This window comes from Bacillus sp. FSL W8-0519 (assembly GCF_038005585.1).
In the GTDB taxonomy this organism is placed as follows: domain Bacteria; phylum Bacillota; class Bacilli; order Bacillales; family Bacillaceae_G; genus Bacillus_A; species Bacillus_A paranthracis.
Map to the genome: position 1 here is coordinate 964,184 of NZ_JBBOTL010000001.1, position 21,633 is coordinate 985,816.

Annotated in this window: 19 protein-coding genes; 13 read left to right on the forward strand and 6 right to left on the reverse strand. The window is 36.1% G+C overall.

Going from position 1 to position 21,633, the window contains the following annotated elements:
• The first annotated feature begins 174 nt into the window (after positions 1 to 174).
• Positions 175 to 2,754 carry an S-layer homology domain-containing protein gene (locus tag NST14_RS05025; protein WP_001140724.1) on the forward strand — a complete coding sequence of 860 codons (2,580 nt, stop codon included), beginning with the start codon at positions 175 to 177 and terminating at the stop codon, positions 2,752 to 2,754.
• A gap of 95 nt (positions 2,755 to 2,849) precedes the next feature.
• On the opposite strand, the gene patB1 is transcribed toward NST14_RS05025, so the two are convergent.
• Positions 2,850 to 4,040, reverse strand: a complete 1,191-nt coding sequence (gene patB1 / locus NST14_RS05030; protein ID WP_229143333.1) for a secondary cell wall polysaccharide O-acetyltransferase PatB1 — start codon at positions 4,038 to 4,040, stop codon at positions 2,850 to 2,852.
• A gap of 24 nt (positions 4,041 to 4,064) precedes the next feature.
• On the reverse strand, positions 4,065 to 5,480 hold the full coding sequence (locus NST14_RS05035; protein ID WP_000232139.1) for an MBOAT family O-acyltransferase: 1,416 nt from the start codon (positions 5,478 to 5,480) through the stop codon (positions 4,065 to 4,067).
• A 224-nt stretch (positions 5,481 to 5,704) separates the two neighbouring features.
• On the opposite strand from NST14_RS05035, the gene NST14_RS05040 reads away from it, so the two are divergent.
• Both NST14_RS05040 and NST14_RS05045 read left to right on the forward strand, forming a co-directional pair.
• The gene (locus NST14_RS05040) at positions 5,705 to 7,162 is read left to right on the forward strand and encodes an MBOAT family O-acyltransferase (RefSeq protein WP_000898520.1); all 1,458 of its coding nucleotides are present in this window, start codon (positions 5,705 to 5,707) and stop codon (positions 7,160 to 7,162) included.
• 9 nt (positions 7,163 to 7,171) lie between these two features.
• Positions 7,172 to 8,203, forward strand: coding sequence for a hypothetical protein (locus tag NST14_RS05045; protein ID WP_000792077.1), 1,032 nt, complete (start codon positions 7,172 to 7,174; stop codon positions 8,201 to 8,203).
• Positions 8,204 to 8,344: 141 nt separating this feature from the next.
• Here the strand turns inward: NST14_RS05045 and NST14_RS05050 are convergent, their stop codons facing one another.
• Entirely contained in the window at positions 8,345 to 9,739 is a 1,395-nt protein-coding gene (locus NST14_RS05050; RefSeq protein WP_229143332.1) for an O-antigen ligase family protein, read from the reverse strand.
• Positions 9,740 to 10,048: 309 nt separating this feature from the next.
• Between NST14_RS05050 and NST14_RS05055 the strand changes: the two genes are divergently transcribed.
• The 3 genes from NST14_RS05055 (at position 10,049) to NST14_RS05065 (ending at position 11,603) form a co-directional block, all read left to right on the forward strand.
• Complete coding sequence (locus tag NST14_RS05055) at positions 10,049 to 10,837, forward strand: enoyl-CoA hydratase (protein WP_341118359.1); 789 nt, start codon at positions 10,049 to 10,051, stop codon at positions 10,835 to 10,837.
• Between the two features lie 101 nt (positions 10,838 to 10,938).
• Positions 10,939 to 11,259, forward strand: coding sequence for a hypothetical protein (locus NST14_RS05060; RefSeq protein WP_000720155.1), 321 nt, complete (start codon positions 10,939 to 10,941; stop codon positions 11,257 to 11,259).
• A 17-nt stretch (positions 11,260 to 11,276) separates the two neighbouring features.
• The gene (locus NST14_RS05065) at positions 11,277 to 11,603 is read left to right on the forward strand and encodes a nucleoside triphosphate pyrophosphohydrolase (protein ID WP_000118158.1); all 327 of its coding nucleotides are present in this window, start codon (positions 11,277 to 11,279) and stop codon (positions 11,601 to 11,603) included.
• A 21-nt stretch (positions 11,604 to 11,624) separates the two neighbouring features.
• Here the strand turns inward: NST14_RS05065 and NST14_RS05070 are convergent, their stop codons facing one another.
• Entirely contained in the window at positions 11,625 to 11,804 is a 180-nt protein-coding gene (locus NST14_RS05070; protein WP_001027091.1) for a hypothetical protein, read from the reverse strand.
• Positions 11,805 to 11,930: 126 nt separating this feature from the next.
• Here NST14_RS05070 and NST14_RS05075 point away from each other — a divergent pair, with 126 nt between their 5' ends.
• The 3 genes from NST14_RS05075 to NST14_RS05085 all read left to right on the forward strand — a co-directional run bounded on the left by NST14_RS05075 (position 11,931) and on the right by NST14_RS05085 (position 15,896).
• Positions 11,931 to 12,980, forward strand: coding sequence for a M42 family metallopeptidase (locus NST14_RS05075; RefSeq protein WP_000930097.1), 1,050 nt, complete (start codon positions 11,931 to 11,933; stop codon positions 12,978 to 12,980).
• Positions 12,981 to 13,220: 240 nt separating this feature from the next.
• On the forward strand, positions 13,221 to 14,810 hold the full coding sequence (locus NST14_RS05080) for an N-acetylmuramoyl-L-alanine amidase (protein WP_048557122.1): 1,590 nt from the start codon (positions 13,221 to 13,223) through the stop codon (positions 14,808 to 14,810).
• 132 nt (positions 14,811 to 14,942) lie between these two features.
• Positions 14,943 to 15,896: a TRM11 family SAM-dependent methyltransferase gene (locus NST14_RS05085; protein ID WP_001059296.1), complete on the forward strand. Its 954-nt coding sequence runs from the start codon at positions 14,943 to 14,945 to the stop codon at positions 15,894 to 15,896.
• 204 nt (positions 15,897 to 16,100) lie between these two features.
• Here NST14_RS05085 and NST14_RS05090 read toward each other — a convergent pair whose 3' ends face one another.
• The gene (locus NST14_RS05090; RefSeq protein ID WP_000433496.1) at positions 16,101 to 16,343 is read right to left on the reverse strand and encodes a YflJ family protein; all 243 of its coding nucleotides are present in this window, start codon (positions 16,341 to 16,343) and stop codon (positions 16,101 to 16,103) included.
• An 89-nt stretch (positions 16,344 to 16,432) separates the two neighbouring features.
• On the opposite strand from NST14_RS05090, the gene NST14_RS05095 reads away from it, so the two are divergent.
• The gene (locus tag NST14_RS05095; RefSeq protein WP_324255449.1) at positions 16,433 to 17,476 is read left to right on the forward strand and encodes a proline racemase family protein; all 1,044 of its coding nucleotides are present in this window, start codon (positions 16,433 to 16,435) and stop codon (positions 17,474 to 17,476) included.
• A 19-nt stretch (positions 17,477 to 17,495) separates the two neighbouring features.
• The gene (locus NST14_RS05100; protein WP_229143328.1) at positions 17,496 to 18,473 is read left to right on the forward strand and encodes an ornithine cyclodeaminase family protein; all 978 of its coding nucleotides are present in this window, start codon (positions 17,496 to 17,498) and stop codon (positions 18,471 to 18,473) included.
• 80 nt (positions 18,474 to 18,553) lie between these two features.
• Here the strand turns inward: NST14_RS05100 and NST14_RS05105 are convergent, their stop codons facing one another.
• Entirely contained in the window at positions 18,554 to 18,835 is a 282-nt protein-coding gene (locus NST14_RS05105) for a hypothetical protein (RefSeq protein ID WP_001190848.1), read from the reverse strand.
• A 197-nt stretch (positions 18,836 to 19,032) separates the two neighbouring features.
• Here NST14_RS05105 and NST14_RS05110 point away from each other — a divergent pair, with 197 nt between their 5' ends.
• Both NST14_RS05110 and NST14_RS05115 read left to right on the forward strand, forming a co-directional pair.
• Positions 19,033 to 20,622, forward strand: a complete 1,590-nt coding sequence (locus NST14_RS05110) for an ABC transporter substrate-binding protein (protein WP_193635048.1) — start codon at positions 19,033 to 19,035, stop codon at positions 20,620 to 20,622.
• Between the two features lie 59 nt (positions 20,623 to 20,681).
• Positions 20,682 to 21,632: an ABC transporter permease gene (locus tag NST14_RS05115; RefSeq protein ID WP_000278764.1), complete on the forward strand. Its 951-nt coding sequence runs from the start codon at positions 20,682 to 20,684 to the stop codon at positions 21,630 to 21,632.
• The last annotated feature ends 1 nt before the right edge of the window (position 21,633 follow it).

Genomic DNA, 21,633 nt, shown 5'->3' on the forward strand with positions numbered 1-21,633 from the left:
ATTTAAACCTTATATTTACATCTAACGGTTTGTATCATTTTTTATGTGAACTACTTTTCATTATAGTGTTTTTGTTTATGTTTTTATTGTTTTATGGCTTTTCTAACTAGCTAGTTTTCAAATTTAATATGATGTGAAACTAGTAGCATATTCCTGAAGGAGGAAATTTATAAAATGGCAAAGACTAACTCTTACAAAAAAGTAATCGCAGGTACAATGACAGCAGCAATGGTAGCAGGTGTTGTATCTCCAGTAGCAGCAGCAGGTAAATCATTCCCAGACGTTCCAGCTGGACATTGGGCAGAAGAATCTATTAACTACTTAGTAGATAAAGGTGCAATTGTAGGTAAGCCAGACGGTACATATGGTCCAACCGAATCAATCGATCGTGCTTCTGCAGCGGTAATCTTCACTAAAATTTTAAATTTACCAGTTGATGAAAATGCTCAACCTTCTTTCAAAGATGCTAAAAATACATGGGCTGCTAAATATATCGCAGCAGTTGAAAAAGCTGGTATCGTTAAAGGTGACGGCAAAGAAAACTTCTATCCAGAAGGAAAGATTGACCGTGCTTCATTTGCTTCTATGTTAGTAAGTGCTTATAACTTAAAAGATAAAGTTAATGGCGAGTTAGTTACAACATTTGATGATTTAAGAAAACATTGGGGTGAAGAAAAAGCAAACATCCTAATTAACCTTGGAATCTCTGTAGGTACTGGTACGAAATGGGAGCCAAATAAAACTGTAACTCGTGCAGAAGCAGCTCAATTTATCGCATTAACAGATAAAAAGTATGGTAAAAAAGATAATGCACAAGCATATGTAACAGATGTGAAAATTTCTGAACCAGCGAAATTAACATTAACAGGTACTGGTTTAGATAAACTTTCTGCTGATGATGTAACTCTTGAAGGAGATAAAGCTGTTGCGATTGAAGCAAGTGCTGATGGTACTTCTGCTGTAGTAACACTTGGTGGCAAAGTAGCTCCTAATAAAGACTTAAGCATTAAAGTTAAAAATCAATCATTCGTAGCGAAATTCGTATACGAAGTGAAAAAATTAGCTGTAGAAAAACTTACATTTGATGATGATCGTGCTGGTCAAGCAATTGTCTTCAAATTAAACGACGAAAAAGGTAACGCTGATGTTGAGTACTTAAACTTAGCAAACCATGACGTCAAATTTGTAGCAAATAACTTAGACGGTTCACCAGCAAACATTTTTGAGGGTGGAAAGTCAACTTCTTCTACAGGTAAACTTGGTGTTGGCCTTTCTCACGGTGATTACAAAGTAGAGGTTCAAGTTACAAAACGCGGTGGTTTAACTGTTTCTAACACTGGTATTATTTCAGTGAAAAACCTTGATACACCAGCTTCTGCAATTAAGAGTACTGTATTTGCGGTAGATGCAGATAAAAACGGTGTAGTATACGGTAATACATTGACTGGAAAAGACTTCAAACTAAACAGCCAAACGTTAGTGGTTGGTGAAAAAGCACAAATCCATAACGTAGTTGCTACAATCGCTGGAGAAGATAAAGTAGTTGATCCAAACTCAATTAGCATTAAATCTTCAAACAGCGGTATTATCTCTGTAGTAAACAACTACATTACAGCTGAAGCTGCTGGTGAAGCTACACTTACTATTAAAGTAGGCGACGTTACAAAAGACGTTAAATTCAAAGTAACGACTGGTTCTCGTACGTTAAAATCAGTAAAAGCTAATCCAGATAAATTACAAGTTGTTCAAAATAAAGAGTTACCTGTTACTTTCGTAACAACTGACCAATATGGCGATCCATTTGGTGCTAACACAGCTGCAATTAAAGAGGTTCTTCCAAAAACTGGCGTAGTGAAAAAATTAGATGTAACAACAACTGATGCTGGCTCAATCGGTACAAAAACAATTGGTGTTACAGGTAATGAAGTAGGCGAAGGTACAGTTCACTTCCAAAATGCTAACGGTGAAACTTTAGGTTCATTATATGTGAACGTAACAGAAGGTAACGTTGCATTCAAAAACTTCGAACTTGTATCTAAAGTAGGTAAATACGGTGAATCACCTGATTCAAAACTTGACTTAAATGTGGCTAACACAGTTGAGTATCAATTATCTAAGTACACTTCAGATCGCGTATATTCTGATCCTGAAAACTTAGAAGGTTATGAAGTTGAGTCTAAAAATCCAGCAGTAGCTACAGCTGAAATTGTTGGAAATAAAGTTGTTGTTAAAGGTTTAAAACCAGGTAAAGTTGATATCCACTTAACGAAAAATGGTGCAACTGCTGGTAAAGCGACATTAGAAATCGTTCAAGAGAAAATCGCTATTAAATCTGTAGACTTCAAACCAGTTCAAACAGAAAACTTCGTTGAGAAGAAAATTAACATCGGTACTGTATTAGAACTTGAGAAGAGTAACCTTGATGATATCGTAAAAGGTATTAACTTAACAAAAGAAACACAACATAAAGTACGTGTTGTGAAGTCTGGCAAAGATAAAGGAACTCTTTACCTTGATACAAATGGTAATGCTCATTATGACATCTTTGACCAAAAACTTGGCGATGTAACAGTAACAGCATCAAGTGATTCAGTATTCAACAACTTTAAAGCAGATATTTATGATGCTTTAACTACTAAGTACACTGACAAAGGTACATTAGTATTCAAAGTATTAGGCGATAAGAATGTTGTAACAAGTGAAATTGGTTCACAAGCAGTACAAGTGAACGTTCTTAACAACCCAAATCTATAAGTCGATTATAGATAAAGTAAAAAATCAGTGGGGATTCATCCCCACTGATTTTTTAATAGAAAGAAGGCTCTTGTACATGTACAAGAGCCTTCTTTTTATTTCTTAAATTTAAACATATCCCCACTCAAATTCGAATCACTATACACGAACAATACCATGTTAATATTGTTGTCTTTCATGTATTGATATACATCTTTTTCGTGATAGTGACGCAGGTCGAGGATAGATGTGTGTTTGAAATTTTGTGCTAAGTGTGGCACGATTGCGTTTGCGAATGAGTCTTTTAGGACTAGGGCGCGTACTTCATTTTGTGCATTGTTATTTTCGATGACGATTTCTGGATAGTCATCTGTGTAATAACCTGCGTATGATGTTGTATCTTTTTGTTTTTCTACGCCGTATATTTCATCTAAGTTTTGGTGAATAGTACCTTGCACATCTTTTGCGGTTACGCTTGTGAAGTTGAAACCGTCTTTCGGTGTGTAGTAGCATAATTTTTCACCATTGGCATCGATGAGTTGGTATAGTTGGTTGTTAAAACTTCCAACTAAATGTTTATTTTGCGCACATGTCCGAGTGTAGTCTTCTTTTTTTATTTCTTTTCCTTTATATATAGAAGATTGTTGCCCGATTGTGTTCATTATATATTGGTAACCTAAGAAGGCACCGTCCATATTCCAATGATGGTCTGTTTTGAAATACATGTCTTGTATTTCTTCGTTTGTATAGTTCTGTTTAAAGTGTTCCATCAGTTTTATTGGCTTTACGTCTGCTGGAAGCTTCTTTAGAAAGTAATTTAAATTTTCCTGTGCATATGTGTGAATATGAGAAGGTAATTTAAATGATAATGCATTCGTTTTTGACGGTGGTAAAGCAAAGTAAAACTCAACGTTTTGTTCTTTTAAAAACTGCGACAAATCGTTTATAGCAGGCATGGATTGGTCAATTTCATTATATTTTTTTGTCCACGCCGGGTTTTTCAGGAGCCATTTATCATCAGTTAAAATAATGTCGTTAATGAGAGATTTGCCCATATTAATTTGAGCAATTGTATAGTTTTTAATAAGCTCATCTCGTCCGATTAGTTGATCATTTGTGTATGTTTCGACATCTTTAAAGAAGCTACCAGTTAGGAGAGCTTCTTTCGTAAGTGCTGGTTTTTGAGCGAGCGGCCGATTTTCAACTGGTGAAATGTCTCGGTCTGTTTTGAGTAACGATAATATGCCAAATGAAAAGATAATGGTGAGAAAACCGATAAACAGGATGAGGTTCCCCAATTTTTTCATAATAACGTTTCCTTCCTACATCAGTTAAAACCTGAAATAAATAAATGGATTATATGTTGAGTTAATCAAGTACATAACCGAAATCATAAATAATGTTAGTAATAATATAGGACGTACAAATTGCATTGTGAACATATACGTTTTTGGCGCAAGTTCTAGTATGTTTTTCATTCGTTTTAAAATTGGTGTCGCTGCGATAAAGGCAATGAGAAATACGATAATGTATTCATGTACGTATAACATCGTATTGTCATCGATGAAAGATTGGCCACCTATGCCGAACATCGCTTTTAAATATTGGAAAGAGTAAGCGAAGTTGTCAGCTCGGAAGAAGACCCAACCGATCATAACGATTAGTAATACGTATGCATGTTGCAGTGGCTTCCATAGTTTGTTTAATATTTTTTCGAATCCAGCTTTTTCAATTGAAATAATAAAGCCGTAATATAAGCCCCAGGCGATAAATGTCCAGCTCGCCCCGTGCCATAAACCAGTTAACCCCCATACGATGAAAAGGTTACGATAATTCGCTAGTTTTGAAACGCGGTTTCCGCCGAGCGGGATATATATGTAATCGCGGAACCAAGAGCCGAGTGTAATATGCCATCTTCTCCAAAACTCTGAAATAGATTTAGAGATGTACGGATAGTTGAAGTTTTTCGGGAAATCAAAGCCGAACATTTTTCCAAGTCCGATTGCCATATCAGAGTACCCTGAGAAATCGAAATAAATTTGCAGGGTATAGGCGATAATACCAATCCATGCCGTTCCAACACTCATTTCAGATGGTGGTAAGGCAAAGATTTTATCAGCGACAAATCCAACTTGGTTAGCGATTAATATCTTTTTTGCTAGTCCGAGAACGAAAATTTGAATACCTTCTGTGAATCGTTCAAAAGAATGGATGCGCGTTTTAATTTGCTCAGCGACGATATTGTAACGAACAATTGGTCCGGCAATAAGCTGAGGGAAAATAGAGATATATAGCGCTAAGTTAAGTGGATTTTTTTGAACATCCCCATCTTTACGGTATATATCGATGACATAGGACATCGCTTGGAATGTATAAAATGAAATTCCAATTGGTAGTGGAATAGGTTCCACATGAATAGATAAGTGCAATATGTTGTTTAAAATGTCTGTGAAAAATGAAATATACTTAAAATAAGAAAGTAATAGTATATTTCCGACTACAGCCATAATTAAAAATGTGACTTTCATATTTTTTCGTTTATCATAATGATGCACGAGTAGGCCGAAGCAGTAGTTTAATACGATGGAAAAGAGCATTAAAAGAACGAAACGTGGTTCGCCCCATGCATAGAAAATTAAACTAAATGCAAGTAATACGAAATTACGTAGCTCGGCACGCACTATAAAATAGAGAAATAATACGAGAGGTAAAAAGATAAATAAGAAAATCGAACTACTAAATACCAAAGGACTCTCCTCACTTTTTCGAAATACATTTCGTAAAAAAAACGACATATCTATTATATATTCTTTTTTATAATAGTGCCTTTAATATTTTAGCATGTTAATAATTCGATTAAAATAATTATTCTATATAATAGAAGAAAAGCGGTATGGAATCCTTTTGACACCCACTATCTGGATAAGATAAGATGAATAAGGTGTGATTTGTTTAGAAGGGAAGAGATGGTGTGTTATTTAACTCGTTTGAGTTTATTTTTTTATTTTTACCGATAGCATTTCTTTTATATTTTTTATTAAATAAATTTGGACAAACTACTTTAGCGAAAGCTTGGCTTGTGGCAGCATCTTTATTTTTCTATAGTTATTGGAACATAAAGTATTTGCCGCTTATGTTAGTATCGCTCATTGTGAACTACTTTATCGGAATGAGGCTCGTGAAGCATAAGAGTAAACTTCTTTTAACAGTAGGCTTACTATTTAATATAGGAATGCTTAGTTATTTCAAGTACTATGATTTCTTTTTGCAAAATGTAAATTCGTTATTTGGAACTCATTTTACATTATTATCATTAACGTTACCGCTTGCGATTAGTTTCTATACATTCCAAAAGATTGCGTTTTTAGTAGATACATATCGCGGGGAAACGGAGGCATGTCATTTTCTTGATTACGCTCTGTTTGTAACATTTTTCCCGCAACTTATTGCAGGACCAATTGTACACCATGCGCAAATTATGCCGCAATTTGCGGATCGTAGTAAAAAGCGTTGGCAATCAAATTATATCGTTCTCGGTATTTTTGTATTTGCCATCGGTATTTTCAAGAAAGTAGGGATTGCAGACGTTTTATCTCCTGTCGTACGGGAAGGGTTTGATGTACAGCAGTCGCTAACCTTTGTTGAAGCTTGGCTTTCATCATTAGCGTTTACATTTCAGTTATACTTTGATTTCAGTGGATATAGCGATATGGCAATTGGAATTGCGTTAATGTTCAACATTAAATTGCCTCAAAACTTTAACTCACCTTATAAAGCGGTGAGTATACAAGACTTTTGGCATCGTTGGCATATGACATTAAGCCAGTTTTTAACGAAATATGTGTATATTTCTCTTGGAGGAAATCGAAAAGGTATTACGCGTACATACGTCAATATTATGATTGTCTTCTTAATAAGTGGACTTTGGCATGGGGCTGGTTGGACATTTATTTTCTGGGGATTTCTGCACGGATTAGCTTCTGTCGTTCATCGTTTGTGGAACAAAGCAGGAGGGCGCATGCCGGCCTGGGCGGGATGGCTCGTGACGTTTTTCTTCATTAATATAACGTGGGTATTCTTTAGAGCAACATCGATGCATGATGCGGTGAAAGTGTTAAAAGGAATGTTTGGATTTAATGGATTCGAACTAGCCAATAGCGTATTCCCGGTATTTGTTATTGAGAAGCTACAATTTTTAAAAGGATACGGTGTTTCATTTACTGAAGCATACCATGTTTCATTATTAAATACGGAAATAGTAGCGTATATTTTCGGAGCATTATGTATTAGTTTCTTCTTAAAAAATTCAATTCAGTTAAAAGACTCATTCCGTCCGACAGTATGGACGGCGTTATTTACTGCAATATTACTTGTGTATAGTGTATTGCATTTAACGAGTATTAGTGAGTTTTTATACTTTAATTTCTAGGTGGAGAATATGAAAAACAAACAGTGGCTTATTTTCGTTTTTGTATGTGTTTTTGTTCCACTTGCAGGTGTTGGAATATTTAATGGCTATGCAGATTCACTTTGGTTATTCTCTCATAAAAATAAGTGGAATAATGTTCAGTTTGGGTTTAATGAGAGACAACAAAAAACGAATTATATAACATATCGTCCGTTTACTTATGATGGCGTTATACTTGGAAGTAGTAGAACAACGTTTATCAATGAGAATGATTTTACTGGATTAAACGCATTTAATTATGCGGTAAGTAGTACAGATCCGCGTGAGTACGATGCGTACATTGAATATGCAAAAGAGAGAAAAGGTAGTGAATTATCTTCTATTGTGATTGGTTTAGATTTCCTTGGAACGAACAAAAATAGAGAAATCGGTTTTGAAAAGCCAGAAGTATATATTAATGAGGCACAAAGCTTACTATATCCAATTAAATCGTATGTGAGTATGGATGGGATTACATATTCCCGAAATACAATTCAAAACTCCATTCATCACAATAAGACTATTGATGTATATAATCGCGATAACATAAAATCGATGCGTGAGTATACGAAAGAAGAGCGTGACACACAAATTGCCGCGCAAGTAGATAAATTTAGTAGAGAGATTTATGGCGGGAATTATGAGTATCAAAATATGAAGGAAATATTAGGAACTGTAAAATCTCATAATCCGAATACAAAGTTTTATATTTTTACAACTCCTGTTTCAGAGCCATTGTTCCGTGCGATGATTCAATCAGGGCGTTGGGAAGATTATAAAAGGTGGCTCCATGATGCTGTCGATGTATTTGGAGAAGTGCATCATTTCATGTATTTAAATTCAGTAACAAAGAACTTAGATAATTATATGGATGGACATCATTTCAGGCCAGAAGTCGGGAAGATAATTGCACATAAAGTTGTAAATGAAGAAGATCGTAATGTGCCGAAAGATTTTGGGATTGTTATTACGAAGGATAATATTGATGAGGTGCTGGAGCAGATTCATGCATCGTTTCAATAGAAAGAAATAGTTTTGTTTCAAAGATCGAATCGTCATGTGATTCGATCTTTTTTAGTAGTCCACAAAAAATTTAATTAAGCGAGAAAAAGCAATTATGACTGGAGTAGAAAGAAGCAGCATCCAAATAGATGCTGCTTCTTTCTATTCTATTTCTAAATCAACAATTAAGTAGGCAAGTATAACGATGAAAAAAATGCTAACAGATGGCGCTGTTAATACGTGACCAGACATAAAGCCAATGCCAAGTGATAGGATGAGTGTACTAGATAATAGCATATATTTTACAGTTATAATTTTCTTAAAGTTTGTGATCATACGGATGAACAGTTTAATACCGAAGTATAGAAGTGGTATTAAGTAAATAAGGAAACCGATAATTCCAAAGGCGAAAAATAGGTCATGGAAGTCCATTTCAATTAATTTAATTTTAACTGTGTAGTTACCAGCGTAACCCATTCCAAAAAGTTTTTGTGAGAGCGGTGCTTCTTTATAGTATTGTTTGTATACTTTTAAGAATTTGTCCCGATCACTATAAATTAAACTCTTCACTTCAGAGTCTGTTAGTTCACCTTTTGCGTGTTTTTTTGCATCCTCTAGATCTTCTTTAATTACTTTTCCTTCTTTTTTATCTTGTTCTTCTTGTACTGATTTTTTGTATTCGTATATTTGCATGTGGATTCCCATATTTTTTGCGATAGGAGTATGCGGTGTAAGAACAATTAAACCTCCTAGTACAACTGCTGCAACGATGGTGTTTACAAGATATGTGAATCCTTTTTTTTCTTTTTTACGGTTTATTATATATTCAATGAACGAGAAGAAAAGTGCTACGCCTAATGTTAGCACAATTGCACCATATCCAACTTTTGTTCCGACCATAATACTTGCATACATCGCAAGTATTGTTGGAATCCAGTAATATATTTTCGAGAAAGAAGTTGTTTTATAAATCGAATATAAGACAACGATTGGGAACATAATCGCGAAGAGAGCACTTAAATCATTTCCAGCAAAGAACCAACCTCTTGAGCCAATTTTTGAGTGAGGATAGCTTGGGAAATCAGTGCCAGTTTGCATTGCGATAATCATTGTGATGCTTAAAATTAAAGTTGCATATAAGAAATATGTAATGATTTTATGAAACACATATTCTTTATTTTTTAGCTCTTTAAAGACGATAATATATCCAAACAGTAGCACAATTGGATATATGCTCTTTAAAATAAATTTAACTTCTTCTCCAAATGAAACTGGAGATTTAACCATCATATTATTTACAAGACCGATTGCCAGTGCAATGCCGAGTAAACATAAATAGAGAATGTACTTTTTCGCGCCTTGTTGTTTATGATGAAGAAGTAGATAACCTAATGCAAGAAGCATAAAGGCGAAACGGACTACGATTCCGACTGTTGCGCTCATGTGTAATATATAGATTGAAAAAGACGTTAATAAATCTAAAATTGGTTGAAACATGATGAATAGCAGTAGGAAATGCGGGAAGTAGTTATCCGTCTGTTTTAACTTAGTAACCATATGTTCCTCCATTTCTTCATTCCTTTATTTCAGCACCCCTCTATATAATAGGAAGGGGAATGAATTTCTATATTTAATTTTTATATCAGACTTAAGAATACACCATTTTATTGTAATGGTAAATAGATGAAGAGCCGGGATAAACCGACTTTAATTTCTATATTTTTCAACGAAATTGTATGTTTTATGCAAGGTGATATACAAATTACGAGATTATTAGACAGAAAATTAAGAAAAAAGAAGGGTTTTTCACATCCTTTCTATAATTATATAAGTATAATCTTTGTGTAGAAAAGAGGGGTATATATAATGGAAGTAACAAGTAAAACAGAATCTGTCATTGTGAAATATGAAGGGCACGTTGCAACGGTTATGGTCAATCGCCCAGAGGTGTTAAATGCATTAGATGAGCCAACGTTAAAAGAGTTATTACAAAAACTGAAAGAAGTAGCGGAGAGTTCTGCACACATTGTTGTGTTATGCGGGAACGGCCGTGGTTTTTCTGCGGGTGGAGATATTAAATCGATGCTTTCAAGTAATGATGAAAGCAAGTTTGATGGAATTATGAATACTATCTCTGAAGTCGTTGTGACTTTATATACGATGCCAAAGCTCGTTATTAGTGCGATTCATGGACCAACTGCTGGTCTTGGATTAAGTATTGCGCTAACAGCTGACTATGTGATGGCAGATATTTCATCCATTATTGCGATGAACTTTATTGGAATCGCTTTAATTCCAGATGGCGGCGGCCATTTCTTCCTTCAAAAGCGCGTTGGTGAAAATATGACGAAGCAAATTATTTGGGAAGGAAAGAAATTATCAGCGAGCGAAGCGCTTGATATCGGCTTAATTGATGAAGTAATTGGCGAGGATTTCCAAACAGCTGTGAAGCAAAAGATTAGTGAATGGTCACAAAAACCGATTAAAGCGATGATTCAAACGAAACAAATTTTATGTGAAGTAAATCGCTCCAATTTAGAACAAACGCTGCAGCTTGAAAAACGCGGTCAATATGCGATGAGACAAACTGCGGATCATAAAGGAGGTATTGCTGCATTTTTAGAAAAACGTTTGCCGGCATTTAAAGGAGAATAAAGTGTAGTAATAGTTTTACTAACGGTTAATTTAAGGTAAAGGGGAGAAAGTGCTAACACATTTTAGTATAATTGTGTTAGCACTTTTTTTAGGAGTAATATATGAAGAAAATTATTGGTGTTATCGTTATTATTTTACTTACTTATTATGCTTTGCATAGTACACCATCTCTTGCGGTACGAACTGCACTATTCTTTGAAGGGCATCCAATTGTTGCTTTCTCAGGTGAAGTGGAGAAAGAACGGGATGTGAAAAAAGAGGCGATTCCTGATGAGTACCAAACCTTATATGGCGATAAGAAAGAAGAACCAGAGCATTATTTCTTTCCGGCAGTAAGGGCACACGGATCAGGAATTGATATGTTAAGTGCTTGTGTGAAAAAAGAGTGGTTATTTTATAAGGCAGAGCTCGGCTGCTATTAAACATAGGAGGGTGGATGATGTCAGTATATAACAAGTTAGTAAGAGATCGTGTTCCAGAGAAGATTTTAATGTCTGGAAAAACATATACAGCACAAAAATTAACAGGACAAGCATACATACAAGCTTTAGCGAAAATTGGAACAGAAGAAATTCGTGAATTTGCTTCTATGAAAGAGCGTGAACATGCGCTTGATTCTCTTGCGGATGCACTGGAAGTAATCATCTCATTAGCGCGTGCAGAAGGTGCGACAATTGAAGATGTAGAACGTCTTCGTAAGCAAAAAGAGATAGAGCGCGGTGGGTTTGAAAGAGGTATTTACTTGTTGGATGTTTCAGAAGAATAGATTTGTAGGAAAAGCATAGCGTTACTCATTAACGCTATGCTTTTTTGTTGCAATTAAGCTAATAATGAAGAAGATAGCTGTTAATACCCAGCCAGTTGTAATAGAAGTAGTAGTATGAACTGCATAAGAAAATTGTAAACAAAGTAATGATGCTAAAAACCAAATGAGTGCAATGTGTACATATTTTTTTGATATATTCATATTGTATAACTCCTTTTATATACTAAAATGAATTTTACTATAATTTAGAAAATTAAGCTATATGAGTAGAGGATTTATAGTAAATTCGGTATACTAAATAATAGGAAAAATGAGGAGGAAATGACAATGGCACATCATACGAAAGAAACGATGGAATTGATTAAGGAGCTTGTCTCTATTCCAAGTCCGTCTGGAAATACAGAGAAAATCATTCGTTTTATTGAAAACTATGTAAGTGAGTGGAATGTAGAAACGAAGCGTAACAATAAAGGCGCTCTTATTTTAACGGTAAAAGGGAAAAATGATGCACAGCACCGTTTATTAACAGCACACGTTGATACGTTAGGTGCGATGGTAAAAGAAATTAAGCCAGATGGTCGTCTGAGTCTTTCTATGATTGGCGGATTTCGCTGGAACTCTGTAGAAGGGGAATATTGTGAAATTGAAACATCAAGTGGTAAGACGTATACAGGAACGATTTTAATGCATCAAACGTCTGTACATGTATATAAAGATGCAGGTGAGGCGAAACGCGATGAGAAAAATATTGAGGTTCGCATTGATGAGCGCGTATTTTCAGCTGATGAAGTACGTGAATTAGGAATTGAAGTAGGAGACTTCGTTTCATTTGATCCGCGCGTTCAAATTACAGAGAGTGGATACATAAAATCACGTCATTTAGATGACAAAGTAAGTGTTGCGATTCTATTAAAATTAATTAAGCGATTACAAGATGAAAACGTAACATTACCATATACAACTCATTTCTTAATTTCTAACAATGAAGAGATTGGATACGGTGGTAACTCTAACATTCCAGAAGAAACGGTTGAATATTTAGCGGTTGATATGGGAGCGCTAGGTGATGGACAAGCATCTGACGAGTATACAGTATCTATTTGTGCAAAAGACTCTAGTGGTCCGTATCATTATGCACTACGTAAACATTTAGTAGAGCTTGCGAAAACGAACAATATTGAATATAAAGTAGATATTTATCCGTACTATGGATCGGATGCATCAGCCGCAATTCGCGCTGGATTTGATGTGAAACATGCATTAATTGGAGCAGGTATTGATTCTTCTCATGCATTTGAGCGTACACATGAAAGTTCGATTGCTCATACAGAAGCACTTGTTTATGCATATGTATTATCAGAGATGATTGCAGAATAAGAAAAGAAATAGGCTACCTCTAGTAGCCTATTTTTTGTGTGCAGAGAAATCGACTTTATTTAACAAAGAGTAAATTAATTGTAATTTATTTTACAATATTAAGAAATTAGGTTTACTACATAATTCGAGTATTATAAAATAATAGAGGCGCACTAATTTTTTTTGTTCGAATTTGCAGGGATTTATATATTAAGATTACGCGTTATTAAAAGATGATTGTCGAGAGGAGTATTATTTTTTATGAAGTATCGTGCAGTCGCGGCAGGTATTTTAGCCGCAAGTTTATTATCGTCTCCAGTAAGTAGTTTCGCAGCAGCGAAGAAGTTTTCGGATGTTCCTTCATGGGCGCAACAATCAGTTGATTATTTAGTAGGAAAAAAGGCGCTTGATGGAAAGCCAGATGGAACGTTTTCTCCATCTGAAGCAGTAGATAGAGGATCAGCTGCAAAAATTTTAGCAGTCGTTCTTGGTTTACCAATTGATCCAAAAGCAAAGCCATCTTTTAAAGATGCACAAAACCATTGGGCAGCTCCGTACATTGCTGCAGTGGAAAAAGCAGGTGTAATTAGTGGAGATGGTACTGGTAAATTTAATCCATCAAGCCAAATTAACCGTGCATCTATGGCATCTATGTTAGTACAAGCATACTCATTAGATAAGAAAATTATTGGAGAACTTCCAACACAGTTTAAAGATTTGGAACCTCATTGGGGTAAGAAACAAGCTAATATTTTAGTAGCTTTAGAGATTTCTAAAGGTACGGGAAATGGCTGGGAGCCTGAAGGAACTGTAACTCGTGCAGAAGCAGCTCAGTTTATTGCGATGGCTGATCAAAATAAAACAGATACATCAAAAAGAATGTATATGAACAGAAACTTTATTACATATCATCAACCATCATTATCATCTGGTATTACTGATGTTCAGCATAAGCCACAAATGGTTGTAGTGAAAGAACAAAGAGCAGACGGCTGGTTAAAAATTGTAACAAGTAAAGGTGAGAAGTGGACACCTCTAACAGAAAAAACAGAAACGATTAATGAAGGATTTACTACTTATGAAACAGCTTCACATAGTTCTAAAGTGCTAGGTACATATAATGCACAAACAGTAACGGTTATGGAAGAGAGTGGAAGCTGGATTCGTATCCGCGTAGGCGCTGGTTTCCAATGGGTTGATAAAAATCAATTAAACCCAGTAAAACAAGAGAACTTCTTAGAAGGTAAAGCGATTATTATTGATCCAGGTCACGGTGGAATTGACTCGGGTAATGTTGGTTATTACGAGAAAGAAAGTCAAATCGTATTAGATACATCTTTACGATTACAAAAACTATTTGAGAAAAAGACACCATTTACTGTTAAGTTAACACGTACGAACGATACACGCCCAGGAGTAGATGCTAGTGATTCTTTAAGAAAAAGAGTAGAATTTGCTAATGAAAATAAGGGTGATATTTTCGTAAGTATTCACGGTAACGGTTCGGATGAAAAAAATGGACACGGTACAGAAACATTCTATTATGCAGCAGCACCGACAAGATCAACGAATCCACATACGGAAGACAGTCGCTTATTAGCAGAAAAAATTCAAAAACGCCTTGTAGCAGCACTTGGGACATATGACCGTGGTGTGAAAAAGGATAATTGGTACGTAATAAAATATAATACAATGCCAGCTGTATTAGCAGAATTAGCATTTGTAGATAATAAGAATGATGCAAATAAAATCGCTACACCAGCACAGAAACAAAGTGCAGCAGAAGCAATTTATCAAGGTATTTTAGACTATTACGAAGCAAAGGGTAATAACGTATCTTCTTTCCGTTAATACATTAAAAGAGATTGCCAATAGGCAGTCTCTTTTATTTATTAACGTTTCTCTTTATTTCAGGCATGTGATATCATTTAATTTTATATAAGAAAGTATTGTAATTATAACGATATAGAGGATGATCATAGATTGAATAATCATAGGAAAACACCTGCATGTATATATACGTATGCATTTCGTGAGGAGGAGCGTGCTTTATGTTACTTGGAAATGCGCTCGTTCTTTGGAATGGAGTCCCACGTTAATATTTTGAAAAGTGATGTCAAAATTGACCCGAGTAGAAGTCCTTTTATGAAAGAGCGCGTTGAGGTTATGTATGAAGGAGACGACTTAGAAAGTATTTTGGAACAAGTAGAACAAATTGATTTGGCGGGGGCGACGTTCAAAGTTATCTTCGTTAAAATTAATGACCTTGTTGGAGAGAATAAAATTGAATATGGAGAAAGACGTCTGATAGAGCGAGACCTCGGCATGCATATTGAAGGAGAAGCGGATGTTCGTAATCCAGAGCGTGTATTCGGGATTGTTCCTCTTGGAGGACGCTGGTATTTCGGGCACTATGTAGAAAGTGAACCAGTTTGGTATCACCACATAAAAAAACCACGTAGCTATTCGACATCTCTTAGCACACGCGTTGCAAGATCCGTTGCAAATATTGCGGTGCCAAATCCAGAGGGAGTAAGAGCGATTGATCCGTGCTGCGGCATTGGAACGGTTGTAGTAGAAGCTCTTTCGATGGGAATTAACATCGTTGGTAGAGATATAAGCCCGCTCGTTGCGATTGGAGCGAGAGAAAATATTGCACACTTCGGATTCGATGGGACGATAACGAAAGGCCCGATCGAGGAGATTACGGATAATTACGACGTCGCAATTATTGACATGCCATATGATTTATTTACGCACGCAACACCAGAAAATCAGCTCTCCATTCTTTCAAGCGCGCGCCGCATTGCTAAAAAGGTAGTCGTTGTTACAATGGAAACAATGGACGATATGATTCATGAAGCAGGATTTGAAATTACAGATCGCTGCACTACAAAAAAAGGAACATTTTCTAGACAAATTCTTGTTTGTGAATAAGGAAGAAAGGTCACCCGTTTGGGTGACCTTTTTTTGCTTTGTATGAATGTGTGATTGGTTGGTGGAATGGAGGAGGGATTTGGCGAAATTTGTCGGTAAGTCGATATTCCATGTCGAATCGTCGATAAATTTAAAAAATCGCCGATATATTGTGTGAAATCGCTGATATATTCCGAGAATCGTCGATATCGTTACATTAGTATATTACTGTTCTTTTAATTTCTCTTGTTGTGCAAGTAGTAAATTGCGCAAGATGTGTCCGCGGTAACTTTCTAGTTTGCGTCCTTCATGATAACGCACGCCTAATTTTTTTAGTTCAGCTACGTACCAGCCTTTTGTTCCGTAATACATTGGATCACTTCCTTTTTGCTTTTGAACAGTATATGTTGGGGGTGGAAGTAACTTTCCAGTGAAAATAATAAGCCTGGCTGTATCAAGTGGTTCCATAAAATAGCTTCTGGATCGTGTATAAAAAAATAGACAGTAGTGTATGCTTTTTTAAACAATGTATACAAATTTATACCCTATGCGTTGGCATGATATTTGCAATAAAAAGAGTATCAACATATAGGGGAGAGATGGAAATGAAGGTTAGTAAAGTGTATACAACAATTGATGCACACGTAGCTGGGGAACCGCTTCGAATTATTACAGGTGGCGTGCCAAAAATAAAGGGAGAAACGCAGCTAGAAAGACGGGCATACTGCATGGAACATTTGGATCATCTTCGCGAGGTTCTTATGTATGAACCGAGAGGACATCACGGTATGTACGGTTGTATCATTACTCCGCCTGCGAGTGCTCACGCTGATTTTGGTGTGTTATTTATGCACAATGAAGGATGGAGTACGATGTGTGGACACGGCATTATCGCTGTTATTACAGTCGGAATTGAAACTGGTATGTTTGAAACAAAACAAAAGTTTATTATTGATAGCCCTGCTGGGGAAGTCATTGCGTACGCAAAATATAATGGGAGTGAAGTAGAGTCCGTATCATTTGAAAACGTTCCTTCATTTGTATACAAAAAAGACGTTCCTATTCAAATAGATAACTATGAGTTTCAAGTAGATATCGCATTTGGCGGAGCTTTTTACGCTGTTGTGGATAGTAAAGAATTGGGTTTGAAAGTTGATTTTAAAGACTTAGCTGCTATTCAAACGTGGGGCGGTAAAATTAAGCGCTACATTGAGAGTCAGATGGAAGTGAAGCATCCACTTGAAGAAGGGTTAAAAGGAATATACGGCGTTATTTTCTCAGATGAACCGAAAGGGGAAGACGCAACGTTACGAAATGTAACAATCTTCGCTGATGGGCAAGTAGACCGTTCTCCTTGCGGCACAGGAACTTCCGCAAGAATCGCAACTCTTTTTGAAAAAGGCGCTCTGCAAAAAGGAGAAATTTTCGTCCACGAATGTATTACTGACGGGAAATTTGAAGGGGAAGTATTGTCGGTAACAGCGGTACATACATATGAAGCTGTCGTTCCGAAAGTAACGGGAAATGCATTTATTACAGGATTTCATCAGTTCGTTGTAGACCCGAGAGATGATTTGAATCGGGGATTTTTGTTAGGATAGAAGAAGGAGGTGGAAAGATATGCTAGTCCTAAGCGCGAACGAACAACGAAACTTAGTAAATATGAATGAAGTCATTGAATATGCGGCGCTTGCCTTAAAAGAGTTTTCCGCAGAAAGAACAATCACGCCAATTCGCGGTTCATTACCATTTGCGAACGAGAAGAATACTGCATTAATTATGCCCTCAGTAGCGGAAGGACTTGAGGCACTTGGCTTAAAGGTAGTAACAGTAGTGCCCGAGAACAAAAAGATAGGAAAGAAAACGATAAACGGGATTGTGATGCTATCCGACTTTCAAACGGGAGAACCGCTCGCACTTTTAGAAGGATCGTACTTAACGATGATTCGAACAGGCGCCTTATCGGGAGTAGCGACAAAATATTTAGCTCGTCATAACGCAAAAACTTTATGTATTATCGGGACAGGAGAACAGGCGAAGGGAATTGCGGAAGCTGTATTTGCAGTTAGACATATTGAAAAAGTCATTTTATACAACCGAACAGAAGAAAAAGCGTATGCATTTGCGCAACATATACAAGAGAAATTTGGTAAACCTGCTTACGTTTACACAAGTGCAAATGAAGCAATAAGCGAAGCAGACATCATCGTCACAACTACGAACGCATCCACACCAGTCTTCTCAAAAAAACTACAAAAAGGCGTCCACGTAAACGCCGTCGGTTCATTCAGGCCAAGTATGCAAGAACTACCATCCCACGCTATTGGTAATGCAAACAAAGTAGTAGTCGAATCAAAAGAAGCAGCACTAGAAGAAACAGGGGACCTTCAAGTTCCGATAAAAGAAGGTCTATTCGAAGCTAGCAACCTCCACGCCGAACTCGGTCAAATTATAAGCGGAGAAAAAGCCGGCCGCGAAAACGATGAAGAGATTACTGTTTTTAAATCGGTTGGTTTGGCGGTAGTGGATATAATTGTTGCGAAGTATTTGTATGAGAGAGCGGTGGAGCGCGGAGTTGGGGAGAGGATTGAGTTTTGAGAGGGGCTGCCTTTTGGTGGTCTTTTTTTGTTTGGGTTGAGGGTTAATAAATAAGGGGAGAGGAATTCCCCCCTTATTTATTATGCATGCAATGTGAATTCATATTTCTTATTTATTTTGTTTGCAATGGTTTCTAAAAAATCTTGTACGGTCATTTTCTCTATTTCTCTCGTATACCATGCTAGTTTTGCGCCCTTATCGTGCCCATCGTAGCCTACTTCTAAGGGCATAAAGGCTTTATTACAATATGTATAATCGAATTTAATATAAAGTTCTTTTCCTTCAGGACATGCTAGTTTTACTGCATATATAGGGTTTTTATTTTCTGTGTTTAGTTTGATTTTTAATATTTTTGATTGCATGCATTATCACCCCCCTGTTTTATTTTTACTTAATATAATGATATTATAATTTATTTTTGATAGATATGTAAAAACTTCCTAGTTTTACGAAAAAGTTTGACTTTATATACGGGTAGTGGTAATTTAAAACCTATAAGAAAACTCGGTATTAATTCCGAGTTTTCTTATGGGTATAACTAGTTTGAGGGGGCCGAAAGATGAAACGGAAATTATTTGCATTACCATTTGTCCTAATACTACTTATTGCATTAGCGGCTTGTTCTGGAGGAAAAGATTCTTCGAAGCAAGCGGGCACTAGTAAATCAGGGACTCCGAAAGACGGGGGGACGTTAACGATTGGCGTTAGCGATAACCCAGAGACGATGAATCCGCTTTATGCGAATGATCGTGTGTCGTTAACGGTGCAGCAAGCTTTATATGCACCGCTGTATCATATGGAAGACGGTAAGAAAAAGTTTGTTCTTGCTGAAAGTTTTACGCCTTCAGAGGATCAATTAACATGGACGTTAAAATTAAAAGATAATTTGAAATGGCATGATGGTAAGAAAATTACATCAGACGACATAGCATTTACATTCCAATCTATTTTAGATGAGAAGCAAAATAGCTCAAGTCGTGAAAACTTTGTTTTTAAAGGAAAACCGCTTGAGGTGAAAAAGGTAGATGAGTTAACAACTCAATTCGTTTTACCACAAGTAAGTGCATCTTTTGAAGGTGTGATGAATGATTTCTTCCCAATCCCGAAACATGTATTTGAAGGGGAAGCAGATTTAGCGAAGAGTAAGAAAAACTTACAACCTGTAGGATCAGGTCCGTTTAAGTTTAAAGAGTATAAGTCTGATGAGTACGTTGCATTAGATCGATTCGATGATTATGTAGGTGGTAAAGCTAAATTAGATTCTATCGTATATCGCGTTGTAAAAGATCGTAATACAGCAAATGTTTCACTACAAAATGGTCAAATCAACATGAAGATGATTGAGCCACAAGACTTTAAGAAATTAGATAGCACTGGGAACTTCTCAATGGTGACATTCCCAGAAGGTAGATTATTCTACTTATCTTATAACATGAATACAGATCTGATGAAGAAAAAAGAAGTGCGCCAAGCAATTGCGCATGCATTAGATAAGAAAGAAATGATTAACTCAGCATTCGTTTCTAGTCAATTTGCAGAACCGGCAAATTCAATTTTAACGCCAGACGCTATGTATTATGCAAAAGACATTAAAGATTATAAGTATGATAAAAAAGAAGCAAAAGATTTATTAGCGAAAGCTGGTGTGAAAGATAAAGAAAAAGTACGCGTTATGTATGTAACGAATAATAAAATTATGGAAAGCTTAGCGCTTTATACACAACAAAAGTTAAAAGAAGTTGGCTTAGAAGTTGAACTGAATGCATTAGATGCTAGTGCAGCAAGTGACAAAAGCTTAGATAAAGAGAATAAAGAATTCGATATTACATTCGGTGGTTACATAATGGGACCTGAGCCAGATTCATATAAGAGCTTATTCTTAAGTAATGCTGAATACAACTATGCACGTTATAAAAACGCTGATTTCGATAAGTTATGGGAAGAAGCTGCAGTTGAAACAGATAAAACAAAACGCGCAGAACTATATCATAAAATTCAAGAAACAGCTAGAGAAGATTTACCTTATCTACCAATTGCGTATCCGAAAGCAGTTATTGCAGTAGATAAAAAGTTTGATGGATTGAAAGAAGCAAAAGCAATTCCTGTCACAATGTTTGAAGATGTATCTAAGATTTATGAAGTGAAATAAGAAACAAACAGTAAAGAAGCTGGTGGAAATCAGCTTCTTTAGCTTGAGGGGGGAAGTTTGTGTATAAAGTAATTGCGAAGAGGCTTTTAAATGCAATTCCGCTTTTATTTGTTATTTCTATTATTTCTTTTCTATTAATAAAACTAGCGCCAGGTGATCCTGTTCGAAACTTTGTCACACCGAATATGAGTCCGATTGATGTTGAGCGTATTCGCAAAAGTTTAGGGCTCGATCAACCAATTTATATGCAGTATATTTTATGGCTGAAAAATATTTTAACAGGGAACTTTGGTTACTCACTGCAAAATCACCGTCCTGTTTTAGATCTTATTGTAGAAAGGTTACCTGCGACAATCGGCTTAATGGGATCGTCTTTACTCGTCTCATTTGTAATTGCAATCCCGCTTGGACTACTTACAGGTGTGAAAAAGAATTCTATCTTTGATCGCATTGTAAACTTTATTTCTTATGTGGGAATCTCAATGCCAGTCTTTTGGTTCGCGTTACTATTAATCTACTTGTTCTCTTTAAAGTTGAATTTTCTTCCAAGTATGGGTATGCGTACAGTCGGGCAAGATTCCTTCTTGGATATTGTGCAGCACGGTATTTTACCTTGTATGGTGCTTGCGTTCCAAAACGTTTCTGTTTATATGAGATATATTCGTTCCAGTACAATTCAACAATTAGAAGAAGACTATGTACAAATTCAATATGCGTACGGTGCTTCGAAGAAAACAGTTTTATTTAACCACGTACTTCGAAATGTATTAATACCGATCATTACAATTTTCGGATTATCTATTCCAAGTTTAGTTGGCGGAGCGTTTATTACGGAAACAGTATTTTCATGGCCAGGTCTTGGTTCACTTGGGGTAAATGCTATTTTTAGATTTGATTATCCAATTATTATGGCAATTACATTACTATCATCCTTCATGTTAATTCTCGGTAACTTAATTGCTGATATTTTATATGGCGTAGTAGATCCGCGCATTCGAATGAGGGGGTGAT

What these genes read in the sequence shown, in the direction of transcription:
- NST14_RS05025 (WP_001140724.1), top strand. Translation starts at nt 175, where the DNA reads ATGGCAAAGACTAACTCTTACAAAAAAGTAATCGCAGGTACAATGACA.
- patB1 (WP_229143333.1), bottom strand. Translation starts at nt 4,040, where the DNA reads ATGAAAAAATTGGGGAACCTCATCCTGTTTATCGGTTTTCTCACCATT.
- NST14_RS05045 (WP_000792077.1), top strand. Translation starts at nt 7,172, where the DNA reads ATGAAAAACAAACAGTGGCTTATTTTCGTTTTTGTATGTGTTTTTGTT.
- NST14_RS05050 (WP_229143332.1), bottom strand. Translation starts at nt 9,739, where the DNA reads ATGGTTACTAAGTTAAAACAGACGGATAACTACTTCCCGCATTTCCTA.
- NST14_RS05055 (WP_341118359.1), top strand. Translation starts at nt 10,049, where the DNA reads ATGGAAGTAACAAGTAAAACAGAATCTGTCATTGTGAAATATGAAGGG.
- NST14_RS05060 (WP_000720155.1), top strand. Translation starts at nt 10,939, where the DNA reads ATGAAGAAAATTATTGGTGTTATCGTTATTATTTTACTTACTTATTAT.
- NST14_RS05065 (WP_000118158.1), top strand. Translation starts at nt 11,277, where the DNA reads ATGTCAGTATATAACAAGTTAGTAAGAGATCGTGTTCCAGAGAAGATT.
- NST14_RS05070 (WP_001027091.1), bottom strand. Translation starts at nt 11,804, where the DNA reads ATGAATATATCAAAAAAATATGTACACATTGCACTCATTTGGTTTTTA.
- NST14_RS05075 (WP_000930097.1), top strand. Translation starts at nt 11,931, where the DNA reads ATGGCACATCATACGAAAGAAACGATGGAATTGATTAAGGAGCTTGTC.
- NST14_RS05080 (WP_048557122.1), top strand. Translation starts at nt 13,221, where the DNA reads ATGAAGTATCGTGCAGTCGCGGCAGGTATTTTAGCCGCAAGTTTATTA.
- NST14_RS05090 (WP_000433496.1), bottom strand. Translation starts at nt 16,343, where the DNA reads ATGGAACCACTTGATACAGCCAGGCTTATTATTTTCACTGGAAAGTTA.
- NST14_RS05095 (WP_324255449.1), top strand. Translation starts at nt 16,433, where the DNA reads ATGATATTTGCAATAAAAAGAGTATCAACATATAGGGGAGAGATGGAA.
- NST14_RS05100 (WP_229143328.1), top strand. Translation starts at nt 17,496, where the DNA reads ATGCTAGTCCTAAGCGCGAACGAACAACGAAACTTAGTAAATATGAAT.
- NST14_RS05105 (WP_001190848.1), bottom strand. Translation starts at nt 18,835, where the DNA reads ATGCAATCAAAAATATTAAAAATCAAACTAAACACAGAAAATAAAAAC.
- NST14_RS05110 (WP_193635048.1), top strand. Translation starts at nt 19,033, where the DNA reads ATGAAACGGAAATTATTTGCATTACCATTTGTCCTAATACTACTTATT.